Raw genomic sequence first — 15,927 nt, forward strand, 5'->3', positions numbered from 1 at the left:
GCCGGTTCTCCGCGAATGCCATTTGCCTCACGCCATCGATTTCGGCTGACCCACCGCGTTCGCGGGCAAGCGCGCTCCTACAAGGGATCTCGGCAAAGCGGGCGATCGTCCGCGCACGCCGAATCCGTAGGAGCCGGCTTGCTGGCGAACGGGGCGTAACAGCTGACGGCGATGTGTCTGGACGGACGCCTTCGCCAGCAAGCCGGCTCCCGCAGATCCCGTGCTTGACGCTGAACCTCGCCCAGCCGGATTCCCTGTGGGAGCGCGGCAAGGCAGGAAATATTCGGCGCACACGAAATCCGTAGGCGTAGCGAGCAAAATACGGGGATAAGCGTGAAGAAATTAATTTTCATGAATTGATATTTTTATCCTGTTTCGTGTAATTTAATTTCCATCACGAAATCAGAGATAACAATAATGACTGCCTGTGATCGTCCCGCCCCCGCTTTTCTTTCGCCGTTGATGGCGCTTGCAACACCCACTGCCGAGATCGTCTTCACCGCCTGGCTGCGCACCGGTTAACGCCATTGCGCGGGTGGCCCTGCCCTGTTTTTTCAAATGAACAGCCTCAGCCCCGCCGCCCCCAAGCCCTGACCTCCTCATTCTCAGCAAGGAATCCGTTGCATGCCTCCGTCAACCGGCCTGTCTCTGTTGGTCTATGCCGCCGTCGCGATCATCGCCCTGATCGTGCTCATCGCGCGCTTTCGCCTCAACCCGTTTATCGTCATCACCCTGGTGTCCGTGGGCCTTGCGCTGGTCGCCGGTATGCCGGCCAATGCCGTCGTCGCGTCCTATGAGGGCGGCGTCGGCAAGACACTGGGGCACATCGCGCTGGTCGTGGCGCTGGGGACCATGCTCGGCAAGATGATGGCCGAGTCCGGCGGCGCCGAGCAGGTGGCGCGCACCTTGATTGACCGCTTCGGCGAGCGCAACGCGCACTGGGCGATGGTCTGCATCGCGTTTCTGGTGGGGCTGCCGCTGTTCTTCGAAGTGGGCTTCGTGTTGCTGGTGCCGATCGCCTTCACCGTCGCACGCCGGGTCGGGGTATCGATTCTGATGGTCGGCCTGCCGATGGTCGCCGGCTTGTCGGTGGTCCACGCTTTGGTCCCGCCGCATCCTGCCGCGATGCTGGCGGTGCAGGCATACCAGGCGTCAGTCGGCCAGACCCTGTTCTACGCCATCCTCATCGGCATCCCCACCGCGATCATCGCCGGCCCGGTCTACGCGCGCTTCATCGTGCCGCACATTTATTTGCCCGATGAAAACCCGCTGGCCAAGCAATTTCTCGACCGCGAACCCCGCGCCCAACTGCCGAGCTTCGGCATTACCATGGCGACCATTCTGCTGCCGGTGGTGCTGATGCTGCTGGGTGGCTGGGCCAACCTGATTTCCACCCCGGGCAGCGGTTTCAACAGCTTTCTACTGTTCATCGGCAACTCGGTGATCGCGCTGCTGCTGGCCACGTTGCTAAGCTTCTGGACGTTAGGCATTGCCCAGGGCTTCTCCCGGGATTCAATCCTGAAATTCACCCAGGAATGCCTGGCGCCAACCGCCAGCATCACGCTGCTGGTCGGTGCCGGCGGCGGTTTGAACCGGATTCTCGTCGACAGCGGCGTGACCAACGAGATCGTCGGCCTGGCGCAGGACTGGCATCTGTCGCCGCTGTTGATGGGCTGGCTGTTCGCCGCACTGATGCGCGTCGCCACCGGCTCGGCCACGGTGGCAATGACCACCGCGTCTGGCATTGTGGCCCCCGTGGCGCTGGGCCTGGGTTATCCCCATCCAGAGCTGCTGGTGTTGGCGACCGGCGCCGGCTCGGTGATTTTTTCCCACGTCAACGACGGCGGGTTCTGGCTGATCAAGGAGTACTTCAACATGACCGTAGCACAGACCTTCAAAACCTGGACAGTGCTGGAGACGCTGATTTCGGTGATCGCTTTCGTCCTGACCCTCGGGCTGGCGCAGGTGATCTGAGTGGACATTCTTTACCAGATCCGCGCCCGTCAGGAGTCGTTCAGCGCCGGCGAAGGCCGCATCGCCAGACTGGTGCTCAGTGACGTGGCGTTTGCCGCCAGCGCCAGCCTTGACGACCTCGCCGCCCGCGCCGAGGTCAGCAGCGCCACGCTGTCGCGTTTCGCCCGCACGGTGGGCTGCAAGGACCTGCGCGACCTGCGCCTGCAACTGGCCCAGGCCAGCGCCGTGGGCAACCGCTTCCTCACGGCGGAGCAGGCGCCGGAACAGTCGGCGTTTTTCACTCAGATCGTCGGCGACATTGAATCGACCCTGCGTCAGCACCTGGCCGGTTTCGATGAATCGCGCTTCCAGGCGGCGGTGGCCCTGCTGACGCCGGCGCGGATGATTCACAGCTTCGGCATGGGCGGCGCGTCCAGCCTGTGCAGCGAAGAACTGCAGACCCGGCTGGTACGCCTCGGCTACCCGATTGCCGCCAGCCGCGACCCGGTGATGATGCGCCTGATCGCCGCGACCCTCGGCCCCGAGCACAGCGTCATTGTCTGCTCACTCAGCGGGCGCACCCCGGAACTGCTCGACGCGGTGGACCTGGCCCGCAGCTATGGCGCGAAGATTCTCGCCATCACCCTGCCCGGCTCACCGCTGGCGGATCGGGCGGATGTCGTGCTGCCGCTGCAGATCGCCGAAACCAATTTCATTTACAAACCCACGGCCGCGCGCTACGGCATGCTGCTGACCATCGACGTGCTGGCCACCGAACTGGCGCTGACGGCCCCCGACGCCAACCGCGAACGGCTGCGGCGGATCAAGCTTGCGCTGGATGACTACCGCGGCGGCGACGACGGCCTGCCCCTTGGAGACTGACCCCATGCTTTACGACCTGATCATTCGCGACGCGCTGGTGATCGACGGCAGCAATACCCCCGGCTACCGCGCCGACGTGGCCCTCCGCGAAGGCCGCATCCAGCGCATCGGCGACCTCCACGACGTCTCCGCCCGCGAAGAAATCAACGCCGCCGGCCGCGTGCTGGCGCCGGGTTTCATCGACGTGCACACCCACGACGACACCGTGGTGATTCGTCAGCCGGCGATGCTGCCAAAGATCACTCAAGGCGTGACCACCGTGATCGTCGGCAACTGCGGCATCAGCGCCTCGCCGGTTTCCCTGGCGGGTGATCCGCCGGACCCGATGAACCTGCTCGGCCCCGCTGCCGCGTTCGTGTATCCACGCTTCATCGACTACCGCAACGCGGTGGACGCGGCGCGCCCGGCAGTCAATGTGGCGGCGCTGATCGGCCACACCGCGCTGCGCAGCAATCACATGGACGATCTTTTTCGAACGGCGCGCGCTGATGAAATCAGCGCCATGCGCGGGCAGTTGCGCGACAGCCTGACCGACGGCGCGCTGGGCCTGTCCACCGGTCTGGCCTATGCCTCGGCTTACGCGGCCGAAACCGACGAAGTCAAACAGCTGGCCGAAGAACTCACGGCGTTTGGCGCGATGTACACGACGCACCTGCGCAGTGAGTTCGAGCCGGTGCTGGAGGCCATGGACGAGGCGTTCGCGATTGGACGTCACGCGAAATCGCCGGTGGTGATTTCCCACATGAAATGCGCGGGCGCCGGCAACTGGGGTCGCAGTCCGCAGCTGCTGGCGTCCCTGGAAAACGCCGCGCTGACCCACCCGGTGGGCTGTGATTGCTATCCCTATGCGGCCAGTTCTTCGACGCTGGATTTGAAGCAGGTCACCGATGCCTTTCCGATCACCATCACCTGGTCGACGCCGCATCCGGATCAGGGCGGACGCGAGCTGAAGGACATCGCCGCCGACTGGGGCCTCTCACTGGTGGACGCCGCGCGACAACTGCAACCGGCTGGCGCCGTGTATTACGGCATGGACGAGAACGACGTGCAGCGGATCATGAAACACCCGCTGTCGATGATCGGTTCGGACGGTCTGCCGGAAGACCCGTTTCCGCACCCGCGCCTGTGGGGTGCGTTTCCCCGGGTGCTCGGGCATTTCACTCGTGACTTGGGGTTGTTTGCGCTGCACACCGCCGTGCACAAGATGACCGGACTGACCGCCACGCGCTTCGGTCTGCACGATCGCGGCTTCGTGCGCGAAGGGTATTGCGCGGATCTGGTGCTGTTCAACGCGGACACCGTGCGTGATGTGGCGGATTTCAAAGAACCCAAGCGTGCGGCCGAGGGGATTGATGCAGTGTGGGTCAACGGCCATCTGAGTTACGCCGAAGGCAAACCGCAAGGGGAGCGGCAAGGGAGGTTCTTGCCGCGAAGTGGATCTCTGGTGGGTGGGTTTGGTTTATGTCAGTAGGACTGGCTTTAGCCGGGAAGACGTAAGCGGCCATAGCTCAAAATTGATGGCGCACACACAGGCCTATTCCCGGCTGAAGCCGGTCCCACTAAGACATGGGATGCGGGTTTAGACAATCACCACCCCACGGCATTCGCCAAACCCGATGCTCACTTCGCCCTCCTTGCGGCAGCGCGCTTTGAGGATCACCTCATCGCCCGCCTCCAGAAAGGTCCGGGTCTCACCGTTGGGCAGCTCGATCGGGTGTTTTCCGCCTTCGGTCATCTCCAGCAGGCTGCCGAGCTGGTCGGGCTGGGGGCCTGACAAAGTGCCGGTGCCGAACAGGTCGCCTGCTTGCAGCTTGCAGCCGTTGACGCTGTGGTGGGCCACCATCTGCGCGACGGTCCAGTACATATTCAGCGTATTGCTCAGGGACAGACGCTGGGGCGCGACGCCCTGCTCTTTCATGCGCGCGGTGAGCAGCAGCACTTCCAGCTCGATGTCCAGCGCACCGCCGGCCTGGTCCTGCTCGTCGAACAGATAAGCCATGGGCTGCGGATCACCCTCGGGACGCGCCGGTTGGGCCGCGCGAAACGGCGCCAGGGCCTCGGCCGTGACCACCCACGGCGAAATGCTGGTGGCAAAGCTCTTCGACAGAAACGGCCCCAGCGGCTGGTATTCCCAGGCTTGCAGGTCCCGGGCCGACCAATCGTTGAGCAGACAGAAACCGGCGATGTGCTCGCCCGCCCTGCCGATGGCCACAGGCTCGCCCGCCTCGTTGCCCTGCCCGATCCACACGCCCACTTCCAGTTCGTAATCCAGGCGCTTGCTCGGGCCGAAATCCGGCGTATCAGCGCCCGGTTTCAGGGTCTGCCCGCTGGGGCGCTTGACCGGCATTCCAGACACACCCAGCGTCGACGCTCGCCCGTGGTACGCGATCGGCACGTACTTGTAGTTTGGCAGCAGCGGGTTGTCCGGGCGGAACAGCTTGCCGACGTTCATCGCGTGATGAATGCCGACGTAAAAATCGGTGTAGTCACCGACCTGCGCCGGCATGTGCATCTGGCAGTCAGCCATCGGCACCAGCAAACGATCCCCCATGGCTTGCAAGCGCTCACGCTGCAAGGTTTTTTCGTCGAGCAGGTGCAGCAATTCATGACGCAGCGCCTGCCGGGACGAACCACCCAAGGCGAAAAAATCGTTCAACTGCCCGCGACAGGCGGCTTCGACGGCCACGCGTGCGGCGCCGTTGAACAGGCTGGCCTCAAGGGCTGTTTGCAGGTCGAGAATGAAATCGCCGATGGCAACGCCGCCGCGCTTGCCGAAACCAGGTCGGCTGAACACACCCAGGGGCAGGTTCTGCAGGGGGAAATCGGGATGGTCGTTGGCGCTGGCAACCCAGCTGCGCGGGTGCTGTGAAGTGCTCATCGTTGGCTGTCCGTGTCGAAAGGCTTGAACGTTCTGGCGATGCCGTCCCAACAGGCATCGTAGTCGCTTTGCAGCTGGGGGCATTCCAGCGCGTGATAACTGGGGCGCAGGACTTTGCCGGTCTCGAACATGAACGCCATGGTCTGCTCGATCTTGTGCGGTTTGAGATCGGCGGCGATGGCCTTCTCGGCGCTGGCGTTGTCCGGACCGTGGGCGCTCATGCAGTTGTGCAGCGACGCGCCGCCGGGCATGAAGCCTGCGGCTTTGGCATCGTAGGCGCCATCGATCAGGCCCATGAATTCGTTCATCAGGTTGCGGTGGAACCACGGCGGCCGGAAGGTGTTTTCCGCCACCATCCAGCGCGGCGGGAAGATCACGAAATCGACATTCGCCTGACCCTCAACAGCGCCCGGCGAGGTCAGCACGGTGAAGATCGACGGATCGGGATGGTCGTAACTCACCGTGCCCAGGGTGTTGAACAGGCGCAGATCGTATTTGTAAGGGACGTTGTTGCCGTGCCACGCAACGACGTCGAAGGGGGAATGACCGAGCGTGGTCGCCCACAGTTCGCCGAGAAATTTCTGCACCAGTACGGTGGGTTGCGCGCTGTCTTCAAAATGCGCATGGGGCACCTGGAAATCCCGGGGATTGGCCAGGCCGTTGCTGCCGATCGGACCGAGGTCCGGCAGCCGCAAGGCGCAGCCGTGGTTCTCGCAGATGTAACCCCGCGCTGTGTCGTCGAGCAGTTCGACGCTGAATTTCAAACCCCTCGGCAGCACGGCAATTTCCTGCGGCTCAACATCGAGCAGGCCCAGTTCGGTGGTGATGCGCAGTCGGCCCTGCTGGGGAACGATCAGCCATTCGCCGTCGGCGTTGAAGAACGCCCGCTGCATCGAGCGGTTGGCGGTGTAGACGTAGACACCCACGCCCTCGGCCTGCTCGGCGGACGAGGTGCTGGCCAGCGCGTGCAGGCCATCGATGAAGTCGGTCGGTTCGGCGGGGATGTCGAACGCATTCCAGCGCAGGCGATTGGGGGTCACGGGGCCTTGCTGTTGACCGGTAATCTGCCGCTCAAGGCGCTGAAAACGAGGGTGCGCGGCGGACGGTTGAATGCGGTAGAGCCAGGTGCGCCGGGCTTCGGCGCGGGGGACGGTGAACGCAGTCCCGGAGAATTGCTCGGCATACAGGCCCAGCGGGTGACGTTGCGGCGAGTTCTGCCCATGGGGCAAACCACCCGGCATCGCCTCGCTGCTGAATTGATTGCCGAAACCGTGCTGATAGCGCAGGGGCTCGGACCGGGGTGCTGTCGACATGGCGACCTCTTATTTTTGGTGACCCGCTTTTTGTCTGCTATCTACCGGCGCGCAACGGTTTAGGTGTAGGAGTGAGCTTGCTCGCGATCTGATCATCTCAGCCAACGTATCGCTTACAGACATAACGCTATCGCGAGCAAGCTCACTCCTACACACTCCCTCCGCTTATGCGTAACCAGCTTACGCATAACGTAATTTGAGTTTGAAGAAGGGTCAAGCTATAAAGCAGCCTTTCCAGACCGGGGGCCTCCCTTCCATGACCGACGATTCCACCCCCGCCACCGCGCCACGCCAGCAGAAAGTCCAGTCGGCTGAGGTCGGCGTCGGCATCCTCAAGGCGCTGGCCGAACTGGCGCCCGCCACATCACTGTCGAAACTCGCCGATTACGTCGGCATGCCGGCCAGCAAGGTGCATCGCTACCTGCAAGCGCTGGTGGACAGCGGTTTTGCCGAGCAGGACCCGGCCAGCAATCACTACCGTCTCGGGCGTTCGGCGTTGCAGGTCGGCCTGGCGGCGCTGAGCCAGCTGGATGTGTTGAAGACCTCTGCCCCCGCATTGATCGCCCTGCGCGACGAACTCAACGAAACCTGTTTTCTGGCGGTGTGGGGCAACAAAGGCCCGACGGTGGTGTACGTCGAGCAGTCGCTGGGGGCGGTCACCCTGGTCACGCAGATCGGTTCGGTGCTGCCGCTGCTCAGTTCGTCCACCGGGCTGGTGTTCGATACCTTCCTGTCGCCGACTGAAACCGCCGCATTGAGAGACGTGGAATCGGCGTCACTGAACGCAGCGCAGTTGAAGGAGATCGATCGACACGTCCACGAAATCCGCGGCACCGGGGTGCATCAGATTCATGGCCTGCTGATGGCCGGCGTCAACGCCGTGTCATCGCCAGTGTTCGCCATGGGCAACAAGCTGGTGGGCGTGGTGACGGTGGTGGGTTCGGCGTCGGTGTTTACCGATCAGCGCCAGGCCATCGCCGCACAGAAACTGCTACAGACGGCGCAGGCGATCAGCGCGCGGATGGGTGGGGAAATGCCGCAGTTGGCGTCAACTCGCGTTCATGAATAACGTTTGGGAACATGCCTGCGCCAATAGGTCATGGCCAGGCACTGCACCCGGCATGAACACGAACCTGTAGGAGCCGGCTTGCTGGCGAATGCGGTGGGTCAGCGAAATCGATGCCACAGACTGATCGCGTTCGCGGGCAAGCGCGCTCCTAGAGTGGATCTCGACAATTCCCATTATCTGCGGCGGGCACAATTCCGTAGGAGCCGGCTTGCTGGCGAACGCGTTTCATCCCGCGCCGCTTCAGTGAATGATGCACCGGGTTCGCCAGCAAGCCGGCTCCTACAAAGTGTGTACCGAACTAAGCCTCAATCCACCGCTAACACACCCCTGCGTACTTGATCGCGCTCGATCGACTCGAACAACGCCTTGAAATTGCCCTCGCCGAAGCCATCGTCGCCTTTGCGCTGAATGAATTCGAAGAACACCGGCCCCATCAGGGTTTCCGAGAAGATCTGCAGCAGCAGGCGCTGATGCCCGCCCTCCGAGTTGCCGTCCAGCAAGATCCCCCGCGCCTTCAGCTCGTGCTCCGGTTCGCCGTGATTAGGCAGCCGGCCTTCGAGCATTTCGTAATAGGTGTCCGGCGGCGGGGTCATGAAGCGCATGCCCAGCGCCTTGAGACGGTCCCAAGTGTCGATGAGGTTTTCGGTGAAGAACGCGACGTGCTGAATGCCTTCGCCGTTGAACTTCATCAAGAACTCTTCGATCTGCCCGGCGCCCTTGGACGATTCCTCGTTCAGCGGGATGCGGATCATGCCGTCCGGCGCGGTCATCGCTTTCGAGGTCAGGCCGGTGTACTCGCCCTTGATGTCGAAATAGCGCAGCTCGCGGAAGTTGAACAGCTTTTCGTAGAAGTTCGCCCAGTAGGCCATGCGCCCGCGATAGACGTTGTGGGTCAGGTGATCGATGAATTGCAGGCCGGCGCCTTTGGGGTGACGGTCGACGCCTTCGATGTACACGAAGTCGATGTCGTAGATCGAGGTGCCTTCACCGAAACGGTCGATCAGGTACAACGGCGCGCCGCCAATGCCCTTGATCGCCGGCAGGCGCAGTTCCATGGGCCCGGTGCCGATCTCGACCGGTTGCGCGCCGAGTTCCAGCGCGCGCTTGTAGGCCATTTGCGAATCCTTGACCCGGAATGCCATGCCGCACACCGAAGGACCGTGCTCCGCAGCGAAGTAGGACGCTTCGCTGTTGGGCTCGTTGTTGAGGATGATGTTGATGGCGCCCTGGCGGTACAGCGACACATTCTTGGAACGGTGATGAGCGACTTTGGTGAAGCCCATGATCTGGAACACCGGCTCCAGCACGTTCGGGGTGGGCGAGGCGAATTCGATGAATTCAAAGCCCATCAGGCCCATCGGGTTTTCGTAGAGATCAGTCACGGTCTTGCTCCTGCTAAAAAGTGAGAGGCACAGCGGCTCGGATCACGATTCAGCGGGTGGCGCGCAGGAGATCCCCCGCACGCTGCGGGCGAGGAAGTCGCCGAAGATCAATTGCAGACCGAAGCTTTTCATGGGGGAAAGATTACTCCGGCTTGTCCGATTGCGCATCGGGATGGGCGGTCTGGAAGGCTGGATGCTGCAACGCCAGCGCTTCGACCCGGCAAATACGCGGGTAAGGGCCCATGTCCACGTTGAAGCGTCGTGCTGCATACACTTGGGGCAGCAGGTACACATCGGCCAGGCCTACGGCGCCAATACAAAATTCAGCGTCGCCAATCAGTTCTTCCACTGCCCCGAAGCCCTGCCCGATCCAGTGGCCGATCCACGCCGTCACATCGCCTTCGTCATGGCCCATGCCGCGCAGACGATTGAGCACCGCGACGTTGTGCAGCGGGTGAATGTCGCAGCCGATCAGGGCGGCGACCTGCCGATGGCGCGCGCGGTCCAGCAGCGCGGCGGGGAGCAATGCAGGTTGGGGGGAGAATTCTTCGAGGTATTCGATGATCGCCATGGACTGGATGATCACCTCACCGCCGTCCAGCCTCAGGGCGGGAACGCGGCCCTGGGGGTTGATCGCCAGGTAGTCGGGCTGGTGATGTTCGCCGCCGTTGCGGATCAGGTTGACCGGCAGTGCGTCGAACGCGAGACCTTTCAGCGCCAGAGCAATGCGCACCCGGTAACTGGAGGTCGATCGGTAGTAGGTGAAAAGATCCACGGGAATGGCCTGTTATTGTTGTTCTGGTTTTTTCACTACGGCGTAAGCGGCTTACGCAATGCGTAAACTGCGGCAATGCGGAATGCCTGTCAAGCTCAGACCCGGCATGACTCAAGCCCAACCCTCCAGCCGCAACGTGGCGCGCACCAGTCGTTGCTCCTCGCTCTCGATCTCCCGCAGGTTGTCGCAGATGTTCTGGATGTGCGCCACCGCCGCCTTGCGCGCCTGCTCGGGCAAACGCCCGGTCACCGCGTTATAGAGCCGGGCGTGATGGCGGTCGATCTGCCGCTTCTGCGCGTCGCGGTGATAGAGGTTGTTGACCGACGCGAATACCGTGTTGAGCAGCAGATCCGTCAGCGAACGCAGGGTCTGCACCAGTACCGGGTTGTGGGACGCTTCGCAGATGGCCAGGTGAAAAGCATGGTCGAGCCGTGCGTGCTCGGAGGCCGGCAACGGGTGGTCATGACCGGCCACCAGTGCGTCGTAGGCCCGGGTGATCAGCACAAAGTCCGCGTCAGTGCCGCGCAGCGCCGCCAGTCGGGCGGACTCCCCTTCCAGCAGGCTGCGCACTTCAAACAGGTCGTACAGAGTACGTGGCTGAGAGGCGAACAAGTGCATCAGCGGCGAAGTGGGGGTCAGCCCGAGCCCGCCCATCTGTGCGACAAACGAGCCCTTGCCCTGACGGGTTTCGATGATGCCCCTGGCGCGCAGCAGCTGCAGGCCTTCGCGCAGAGCGGTGCGCGACACACCGAGCTTTTCGGTCAGCCGCCGCTCGGAAGGCAACAGCTGACCGACCTTGAGCACCCCGTCGACAATCAGCCGCTCAATGCGCTCGCTGACGACATCGGCGACCTGTTGGGGGCGTTTGTTTTGGGTTTTAGGCTGGGTTTGGTGCTGGGTGGCTTCCATGGTTCAGTTTCCTCAGGGGTGGACACGGCCGGCTTGCCGGGGGCGAACCGAACAGCGGGTTCTGCGGCGGACCGGGATTCATCAGTCACCGCAAAACCAGTGTAGGAGCGCGCTTGCCCGCGAAAGCGTCGGCACATCCAACACATCTTTGCCTGACAAATCGCTATCGCGGGCAAGCGCGCTCCTAAACGAAATCCACGACGTCCATGGAAGCGGTAGTCACGCATCACTGGTAGGACCTCCTGCCGACACGAAATCAGCGAACAACCTGAACCTCGCTAAACCATTGATCAGCATATGTATTAAAAGATCGATCCGGGATCACACCGCGCGAAACTGGTTCGACCACTGCTCCACCCGGTAGACACTAAGCCCCGCTGAGCCAATGATGCAAGCCAGCCATTCACGTTCCCCCGGAACGGGCCTCCAATAAAAACAAGACAGGGTTGCGAACCCATCATGAATATCCTGTACGACGAACGCGTCGACGGCGTGTTGCCGGTCATCGACAAACAACTGCTGTTGCAAACACTGCAGTCCCGGCTGCCTGACCTGGACATCCTCCACCGCGAGGAGGAACTGCGCCCCTACGAATGCGACGGGCTCTCGGCCTATCGCACGACGCCGATGCTGGTGGTGCTGCCCCAACGCATCGAGCAGGTGCAGACGCTGCTGAAGGTCTGCCACGAGCGGGGTGTGCCGGTGGTGGCGCGCGGTGCCGGGACCGGACTGTCAGGCGGCGCACTGCCCCTGGAAAAAGGCGTGCTGCTGGTGATGGCGCGCTTCAACAAAATCCTCCACATCGACCCCGCCGGGCGCTATGCCCGCGTGCAGCCCGGCGTGCGCAATCTGGCGATCTCCCAGGCCGCCGCGCCCTATGACCTCTATTACGCCCCTGACCCGTCCTCGCAAATTGCCTGCTCCATCGGCGGCAACGTCGCGGAGAACGCCGGCGGCGTGCATTGCCTGAAATACGGCCTGACGGTGCACAACCTGCTCAAGGTCGACATCCTCACGGTCGAGGGCGAGCACATGGTGCTGGGTTCCGAGGCGCTGGATTCACCGGGCTTCGACCTGTTGGCGCTCTTCACAGGTTCCGAAGGGATGCTCGGCGTGATCACCGAAGTCACGGTCAAACTATTGCCCAAACCGCAGGTGGCGAGGGTGTTGCTGGCCGCCTTCGACTCGGTGGAAAAAGCCGGTCGCGCGGTGGGTGACATCATTGCCGAGGGCATCATCCCCGGTGGCCTGGAAATGATGGACAACCTCGCCATTCGCGCCGCCGAAGACTTCATTCACGCCGGCTACCCGGTCGACGCCGAAGCCATCCTGCTGTGCGAACTGGACGGTGTAGAAGCTGACGTTCACGCCGATTGCGACCGGGTCCGCGCGGTGCTCGAAAACGCCGGCGCCACCGAGATTCGCCAGGCGAAAGACGAAGCCGAACGGGTGCGCTTCTGGGCCGGGCGCAAGAATGCCTTCCCCGCAGTCGGTCGGCTGTCGCCGGATTACTACTGCATGGACGGCACCATCCCGCGTCGGGAGTTGCCGGGCGTGCTGAAGGGCATTTCCACGCTGTCGGAAGAATACGGCCTGCGCGTCGCCAACGTTTTCCACGCCGGCGACGGCAACATGCACCCGCTGATCCTCTTCGATGCCAACCAACCCGGTGAGCTCGACCGCGCCGAAGCACTGGGCGGAAAGATTCTGGAGCTGTGCGTGAAAGTCGGCGGCAGCATCACCGGCGAGCACGGCGTTGGCCGCGAGAAGATCAATCAGATGTGCGCGCAATTCAACAGCGACGAGCTGACCTTGTTTCACGCGGTGAAAGCCGCGTTCGACCCGGCCGGCACCCTCAACCCCGGCAAGAACATCCCGACCCTGCACCGCTGCGCCGAATTCGGTGCCATGCACGTGCACATGGGCAAGCTGCCCTTCCCTGAACTGGAGCGTTTCTGATGGATGCCCAACGTCAGCCAGCCTTCGTGGCTCAGGACCGTGATGCCAGCGATGCGCTGCTGGAACAGGTCAATGAGGCGATTCAGTCCGCCCTGCCGCTGCGCATTCAAGGCGCCAACAGCAAGGCATTCCTCGGTCGCGAGGTGGCCGGGGAAGTGCTGGATACGCGCATCCACAGTGGCATCGTCACCTACGACCCTACCGAACTGGTGATCACCGCCCGCGCCGGCACGCCGTTGTCGGTGCTGAATGCCGCGCTGGAGGAAGCCGGGCAAATGCTGCCATGCGAGCCGCCAAGCTACAGCGATGGCGGCGCAGGCGATGGAACCGTCGGCGGCATGGTCGCGGCCGGCTTGTCCGGGCCGCGCAGGCCGTGGTCAGGCTCGGTGCGGGATTTCGTTCTGGGCACGCGGGTGATCACAGGCCTCGGCAAGCACTTGCGCTTCGGCGGCGAGGTGATGAAGAACGTCGCCGGCTACGACCTGTCGCGCCTGATGGCCGGCAGTTTTGGTTGCCTGGGCCTGATCACCGAAGTCTCGTTGAAAGTCCTGCCCAAGCCGCGCCTATGCACCAGCATTGCGCTGGAGATGGACAGCGCCACCGCACTCGCCCGCCTGGCGCAGTGGGGTCAGGAACCGCTGCCGATCAGCGCCGCCAGCCACGACGGCCGCGTGCTGCGTTTGCGTCTCGAAGGCGGCGAAGGCTCGGTCGCGGCGGCCCATGACCGCTTGGGCGGCGAATCCATCGACCCGGCTTACTGGCGCGCGCTGAACGAACACCGCCTGGATTTCTTCACCGATGGCCGTCCGCTGTGGCGCCTGTCATTGCCCGTCAGCACGGCGGCGCTGGAGCTGCCGGGGGATCAATTGATCGACTGGGCTGGCGCGCAACGCTGGTTGAAATCCGATGCCAGCGGCAGCGAGATTCGCCGCATTGTCAGTGCTGCGGGCGGTCACGCCACCTGTTACAGCCATGGCCTCGACGACAGTCCGTTTCAGCCGTTGGCCACGCCATTGCTGCGCTACCACCGCCAGCTCAAGGCGCAACTCGATCCGCACGGAATTTTCAATCCGGGCCGAATGTACGCGGAGATCTGAACCATGCAGACGACCCTGAGCGAACACGCCAAAAGCCTGCCCCGTGGCGAAGAAGCGGAAAGCATTCTGCGCAGCTGCGTGCACTGCGGTTTCTGCAACGCGACCTGCCCGACCTATCAGTTGCTCGGCGACGAGCTGGATGGCCCGCGCGGGCGTATTTACTTGATCAAGCAGGTGCTGGAAGGCAAGGAAGTCACCGAGAAAACCCAGCTGCACCTGGACCGCTGCCTGTCCTGCCGCAACTGTGAAACCACCTGCCCTTCCGGCGTCGATTACCACAACCTGCTGGACATTGGCCGCGAAGTGGTCGACGCCGCCGTGCCGCGCCCGCTAGGCCAACGGTTGCTGCGCGACAGCCTTCGCGCCGTAGTGCCAAACGCCGGCTTGTTCAAGTCACTGACCCAGTTGGGCAACTCCTTCAGGCCACTGTTGCCTGGCGCCCTGAAAACCAAGCTCCCGGGCAACATTCGTCCCGCCAAGCCTCGGCCGACCCGGCAACACGCGCGGCAGATGCTGATACTCGAAGGCTGCGTACAGCCCGGTTTGTCGCCCAACACCAACGCCGCCACGGCGAGAGTGCTCGACCGGCTGGGCATCAGCGTCACATCCATCGCCCAGGCCGGATGCTGCGGCGCCGTGGATTACCACCTGAATGCGCAGGAGCAGGGCCTCCAGCGCGCCCGTCGGAATATCGACGCGTGGTGGCCTCGCATCCAGGCCGGTGCCGAGGCCATCGTGCAGACCGCCAGCGGCTGCGGCGCCTTCGTCAAGGATTACGGCCACCTGCTGCGCAACGACCCGGCTTACGCGCAAAAAGCCGCGGCCATCAGCGAACGCACCAAGGATCTGGTCGAAGTACTGCGCGCCGAACCTCTGGAGCAGCTCGGCGGCTGCACGCGCCAGACCCTGGCCTTCCATTGCCCGTGTACGCTGCAGCACGCGCAGAAACTCGGCGGCGCCGTCGAGTCCGTGTTGACCCGGCTGGGCTTCAATCTCACACCGGTGCCCGACAGTCACTTATGCTGCGGGTCGGCCGGCACCTATTCGATCACCCAGCCGGTACTGGCCAAACAGCTGCGGGACAACAAGATGAACGCGCTGGAAAGCGGCAACCCGGACGTGATCGCGACGGCCAACATTGGCTGTCAGACCCATCTGGCCAGCGCCAATCGGACACCAGTCAAACACTGGATCGAACTCATCGAGGACGCCTTGCCTCCAAGTTGATTGCAGGCGCCCTGGCTCCGTTTCAGATCGACACTCATGACACCCTTTGCCCTTCAGGAGAACTGCATGAAAACCAAATCCGTACTGACCCAGACCGAAGTCACCCAGATCCTCGCCGCGGCACGCACCGAAGCGCAGAACAACGGCTGGGCAGTGTCCATTGCCGTAACGGACGACGGCGGTCACCTGCTGGGCTTCGAGCGTCTCGACGGCTGCGCGCCCATCGGTGGCTACATCGCCATCGAAAAAGCCCGCACCTCGGCGCTGGGTCGTCGCGAATCCAAGGGTTATGAGGAAATGGTCAACGGCGGCCGCACCGCATTCGTCACCGCCCCGCTGCTGACTTCGCTGGAAGGCGGCGTACCGATCATCATCGACGGCGAGACCATCGGCGCGGTGGGTGTCTCCGGGGTGAAAGCCGACCAGGATGCACAAGTGGCCAAGGCCGGTGTGGCGGCGGCAAGCTCGCAGTAACGCTACCGG

The 15,927-nt window shown here is 63.2% G+C and carries 13 protein-coding genes; 8 read left to right on the forward strand and 5 right to left on the reverse strand.

What is annotated here, in order from left to right:
* Positions 1-624: 624 nt before the first annotated feature.
* Genes ACQKEN_RS23620 through ACQKEN_RS23630 form a run of 3 tightly spaced genes read left to right on the forward strand, consistent with a single transcriptional unit; the run spans position 625 to position 4,306 of the window.
* Positions 625-1,974 (forward strand): gluconate:H+ symporter, encoded by a 1,350-nt coding sequence (locus tag ACQKEN_RS23620; RefSeq protein ID WP_427689238.1) that lies wholly within the window; start codon positions 625-627, stop codon positions 1,972-1,974.
* Positions 1,975-2,835, forward strand: a complete 861-nt coding sequence (locus ACQKEN_RS23625) for a MurR/RpiR family transcriptional regulator (RefSeq protein ID WP_427689239.1) — start codon at positions 1,975-1,977, stop codon at positions 2,833-2,835.
* A 4-nt stretch (positions 2,836-2,839) separates the two neighbouring features.
* Complete coding sequence (locus ACQKEN_RS23630; RefSeq protein WP_427689240.1) at positions 2,840-4,306, forward strand: N-acyl-D-amino-acid deacylase family protein; 1,467 nt, start codon at positions 2,840-2,842, stop codon at positions 4,304-4,306.
* Positions 4,307-4,414: 108 nt separating this feature from the next.
* On the opposite strand, the gene fahA is transcribed toward ACQKEN_RS23630, so the two are convergent.
* Both fahA and hmgA read right to left on the reverse strand, forming a co-directional pair.
* Complete coding sequence (fahA, locus tag ACQKEN_RS23635; protein ID WP_427689241.1) at positions 4,415-5,713, reverse strand: fumarylacetoacetase; 1,299 nt, start codon at positions 5,711-5,713, stop codon at positions 4,415-4,417.
* Entirely contained in the window at positions 5,710-7,026 is a 1,317-nt protein-coding gene (gene hmgA / locus ACQKEN_RS23640; RefSeq protein ID WP_427689242.1) for a homogentisate 1,2-dioxygenase, read from the reverse strand. The genes fahA and hmgA overlap by 4 nt, the downstream gene beginning before the upstream one ends.
* A 256-nt stretch (positions 7,027-7,282) precedes the next feature.
* On the opposite strand from hmgA, the gene ACQKEN_RS23645 reads away from it, so the two are divergent.
* Positions 7,283-8,095, forward strand: a complete 813-nt coding sequence (locus ACQKEN_RS23645; RefSeq protein WP_427689243.1) for an IclR family transcriptional regulator — start codon at positions 7,283-7,285, stop codon at positions 8,093-8,095.
* A 305-nt stretch (positions 8,096-8,400) separates the two neighbouring features.
* On the opposite strand, the gene hppD is transcribed toward ACQKEN_RS23645, so the two are convergent.
* From hppD to glcC, 3 genes are all read right to left on the reverse strand, one after another.
* Positions 8,401-9,477 carry a 4-hydroxyphenylpyruvate dioxygenase gene (gene hppD / locus ACQKEN_RS23650; protein ID WP_427689244.1) on the reverse strand — a complete coding sequence of 359 codons (1,077 nt, stop codon included), beginning with the start codon at positions 9,475-9,477 and terminating at the stop codon, positions 8,401-8,403.
* A 142-nt stretch (positions 9,478-9,619) separates the two neighbouring features.
* A complete protein-coding gene (gene maiA / locus ACQKEN_RS23655) occupies positions 9,620-10,252 on the reverse strand; it encodes a maleylacetoacetate isomerase (protein WP_427689245.1) in 633 nt (210 codons plus the stop codon).
* A gap of 111 nt (positions 10,253-10,363) precedes the next feature.
* Positions 10,364-11,161 (reverse strand): transcriptional regulator GlcC, encoded by a 798-nt coding sequence (glcC, locus tag ACQKEN_RS23660; RefSeq protein ID WP_427689246.1) that lies wholly within the window; start codon positions 11,159-11,161, stop codon positions 10,364-10,366.
* 459 nt (positions 11,162-11,620) lie between these two features.
* Between glcC and glcD the strand changes: the two genes are divergently transcribed.
* From glcD to ACQKEN_RS23680, 4 genes are all read left to right on the forward strand, one after another.
* The gene (gene glcD / locus ACQKEN_RS23665; protein WP_427689247.1) at positions 11,621-13,120 is read left to right on the forward strand and encodes a glycolate oxidase subunit GlcD; all 1,500 of its coding nucleotides are present in this window, start codon (positions 11,621-11,623) and stop codon (positions 13,118-13,120) included.
* Complete coding sequence (glcE, locus tag ACQKEN_RS23670) at positions 13,120-14,217, forward strand: glycolate oxidase subunit GlcE (protein WP_427689248.1); 1,098 nt, start codon at positions 13,120-13,122, stop codon at positions 14,215-14,217. Before glcD ends, glcE begins: the two co-directional genes overlap by 1 nt.
* A 3-nt stretch (positions 14,218-14,220) precedes the next feature.
* Positions 14,221-15,444, forward strand: coding sequence for a glycolate oxidase subunit GlcF (gene glcF / locus ACQKEN_RS23675; RefSeq protein ID WP_427689249.1), 1,224 nt, complete (start codon positions 14,221-14,223; stop codon positions 15,442-15,444).
* Between the two features lie 66 nt (positions 15,445-15,510).
* The gene (locus ACQKEN_RS23680; protein ID WP_427689250.1) at positions 15,511-15,918 is read left to right on the forward strand and encodes a heme-binding protein; all 408 of its coding nucleotides are present in this window, start codon (positions 15,511-15,513) and stop codon (positions 15,916-15,918) included.
* Positions 15,919-15,927 lie beyond the last annotated feature (9 nt).

Source organism: Pseudomonas sp. NPDC078416, from assembly GCF_050268485.1.
In the GTDB taxonomy this organism is placed as follows: Bacteria; Pseudomonadota; Gammaproteobacteria; order Pseudomonadales; family Pseudomonadaceae; genus Aquipseudomonas.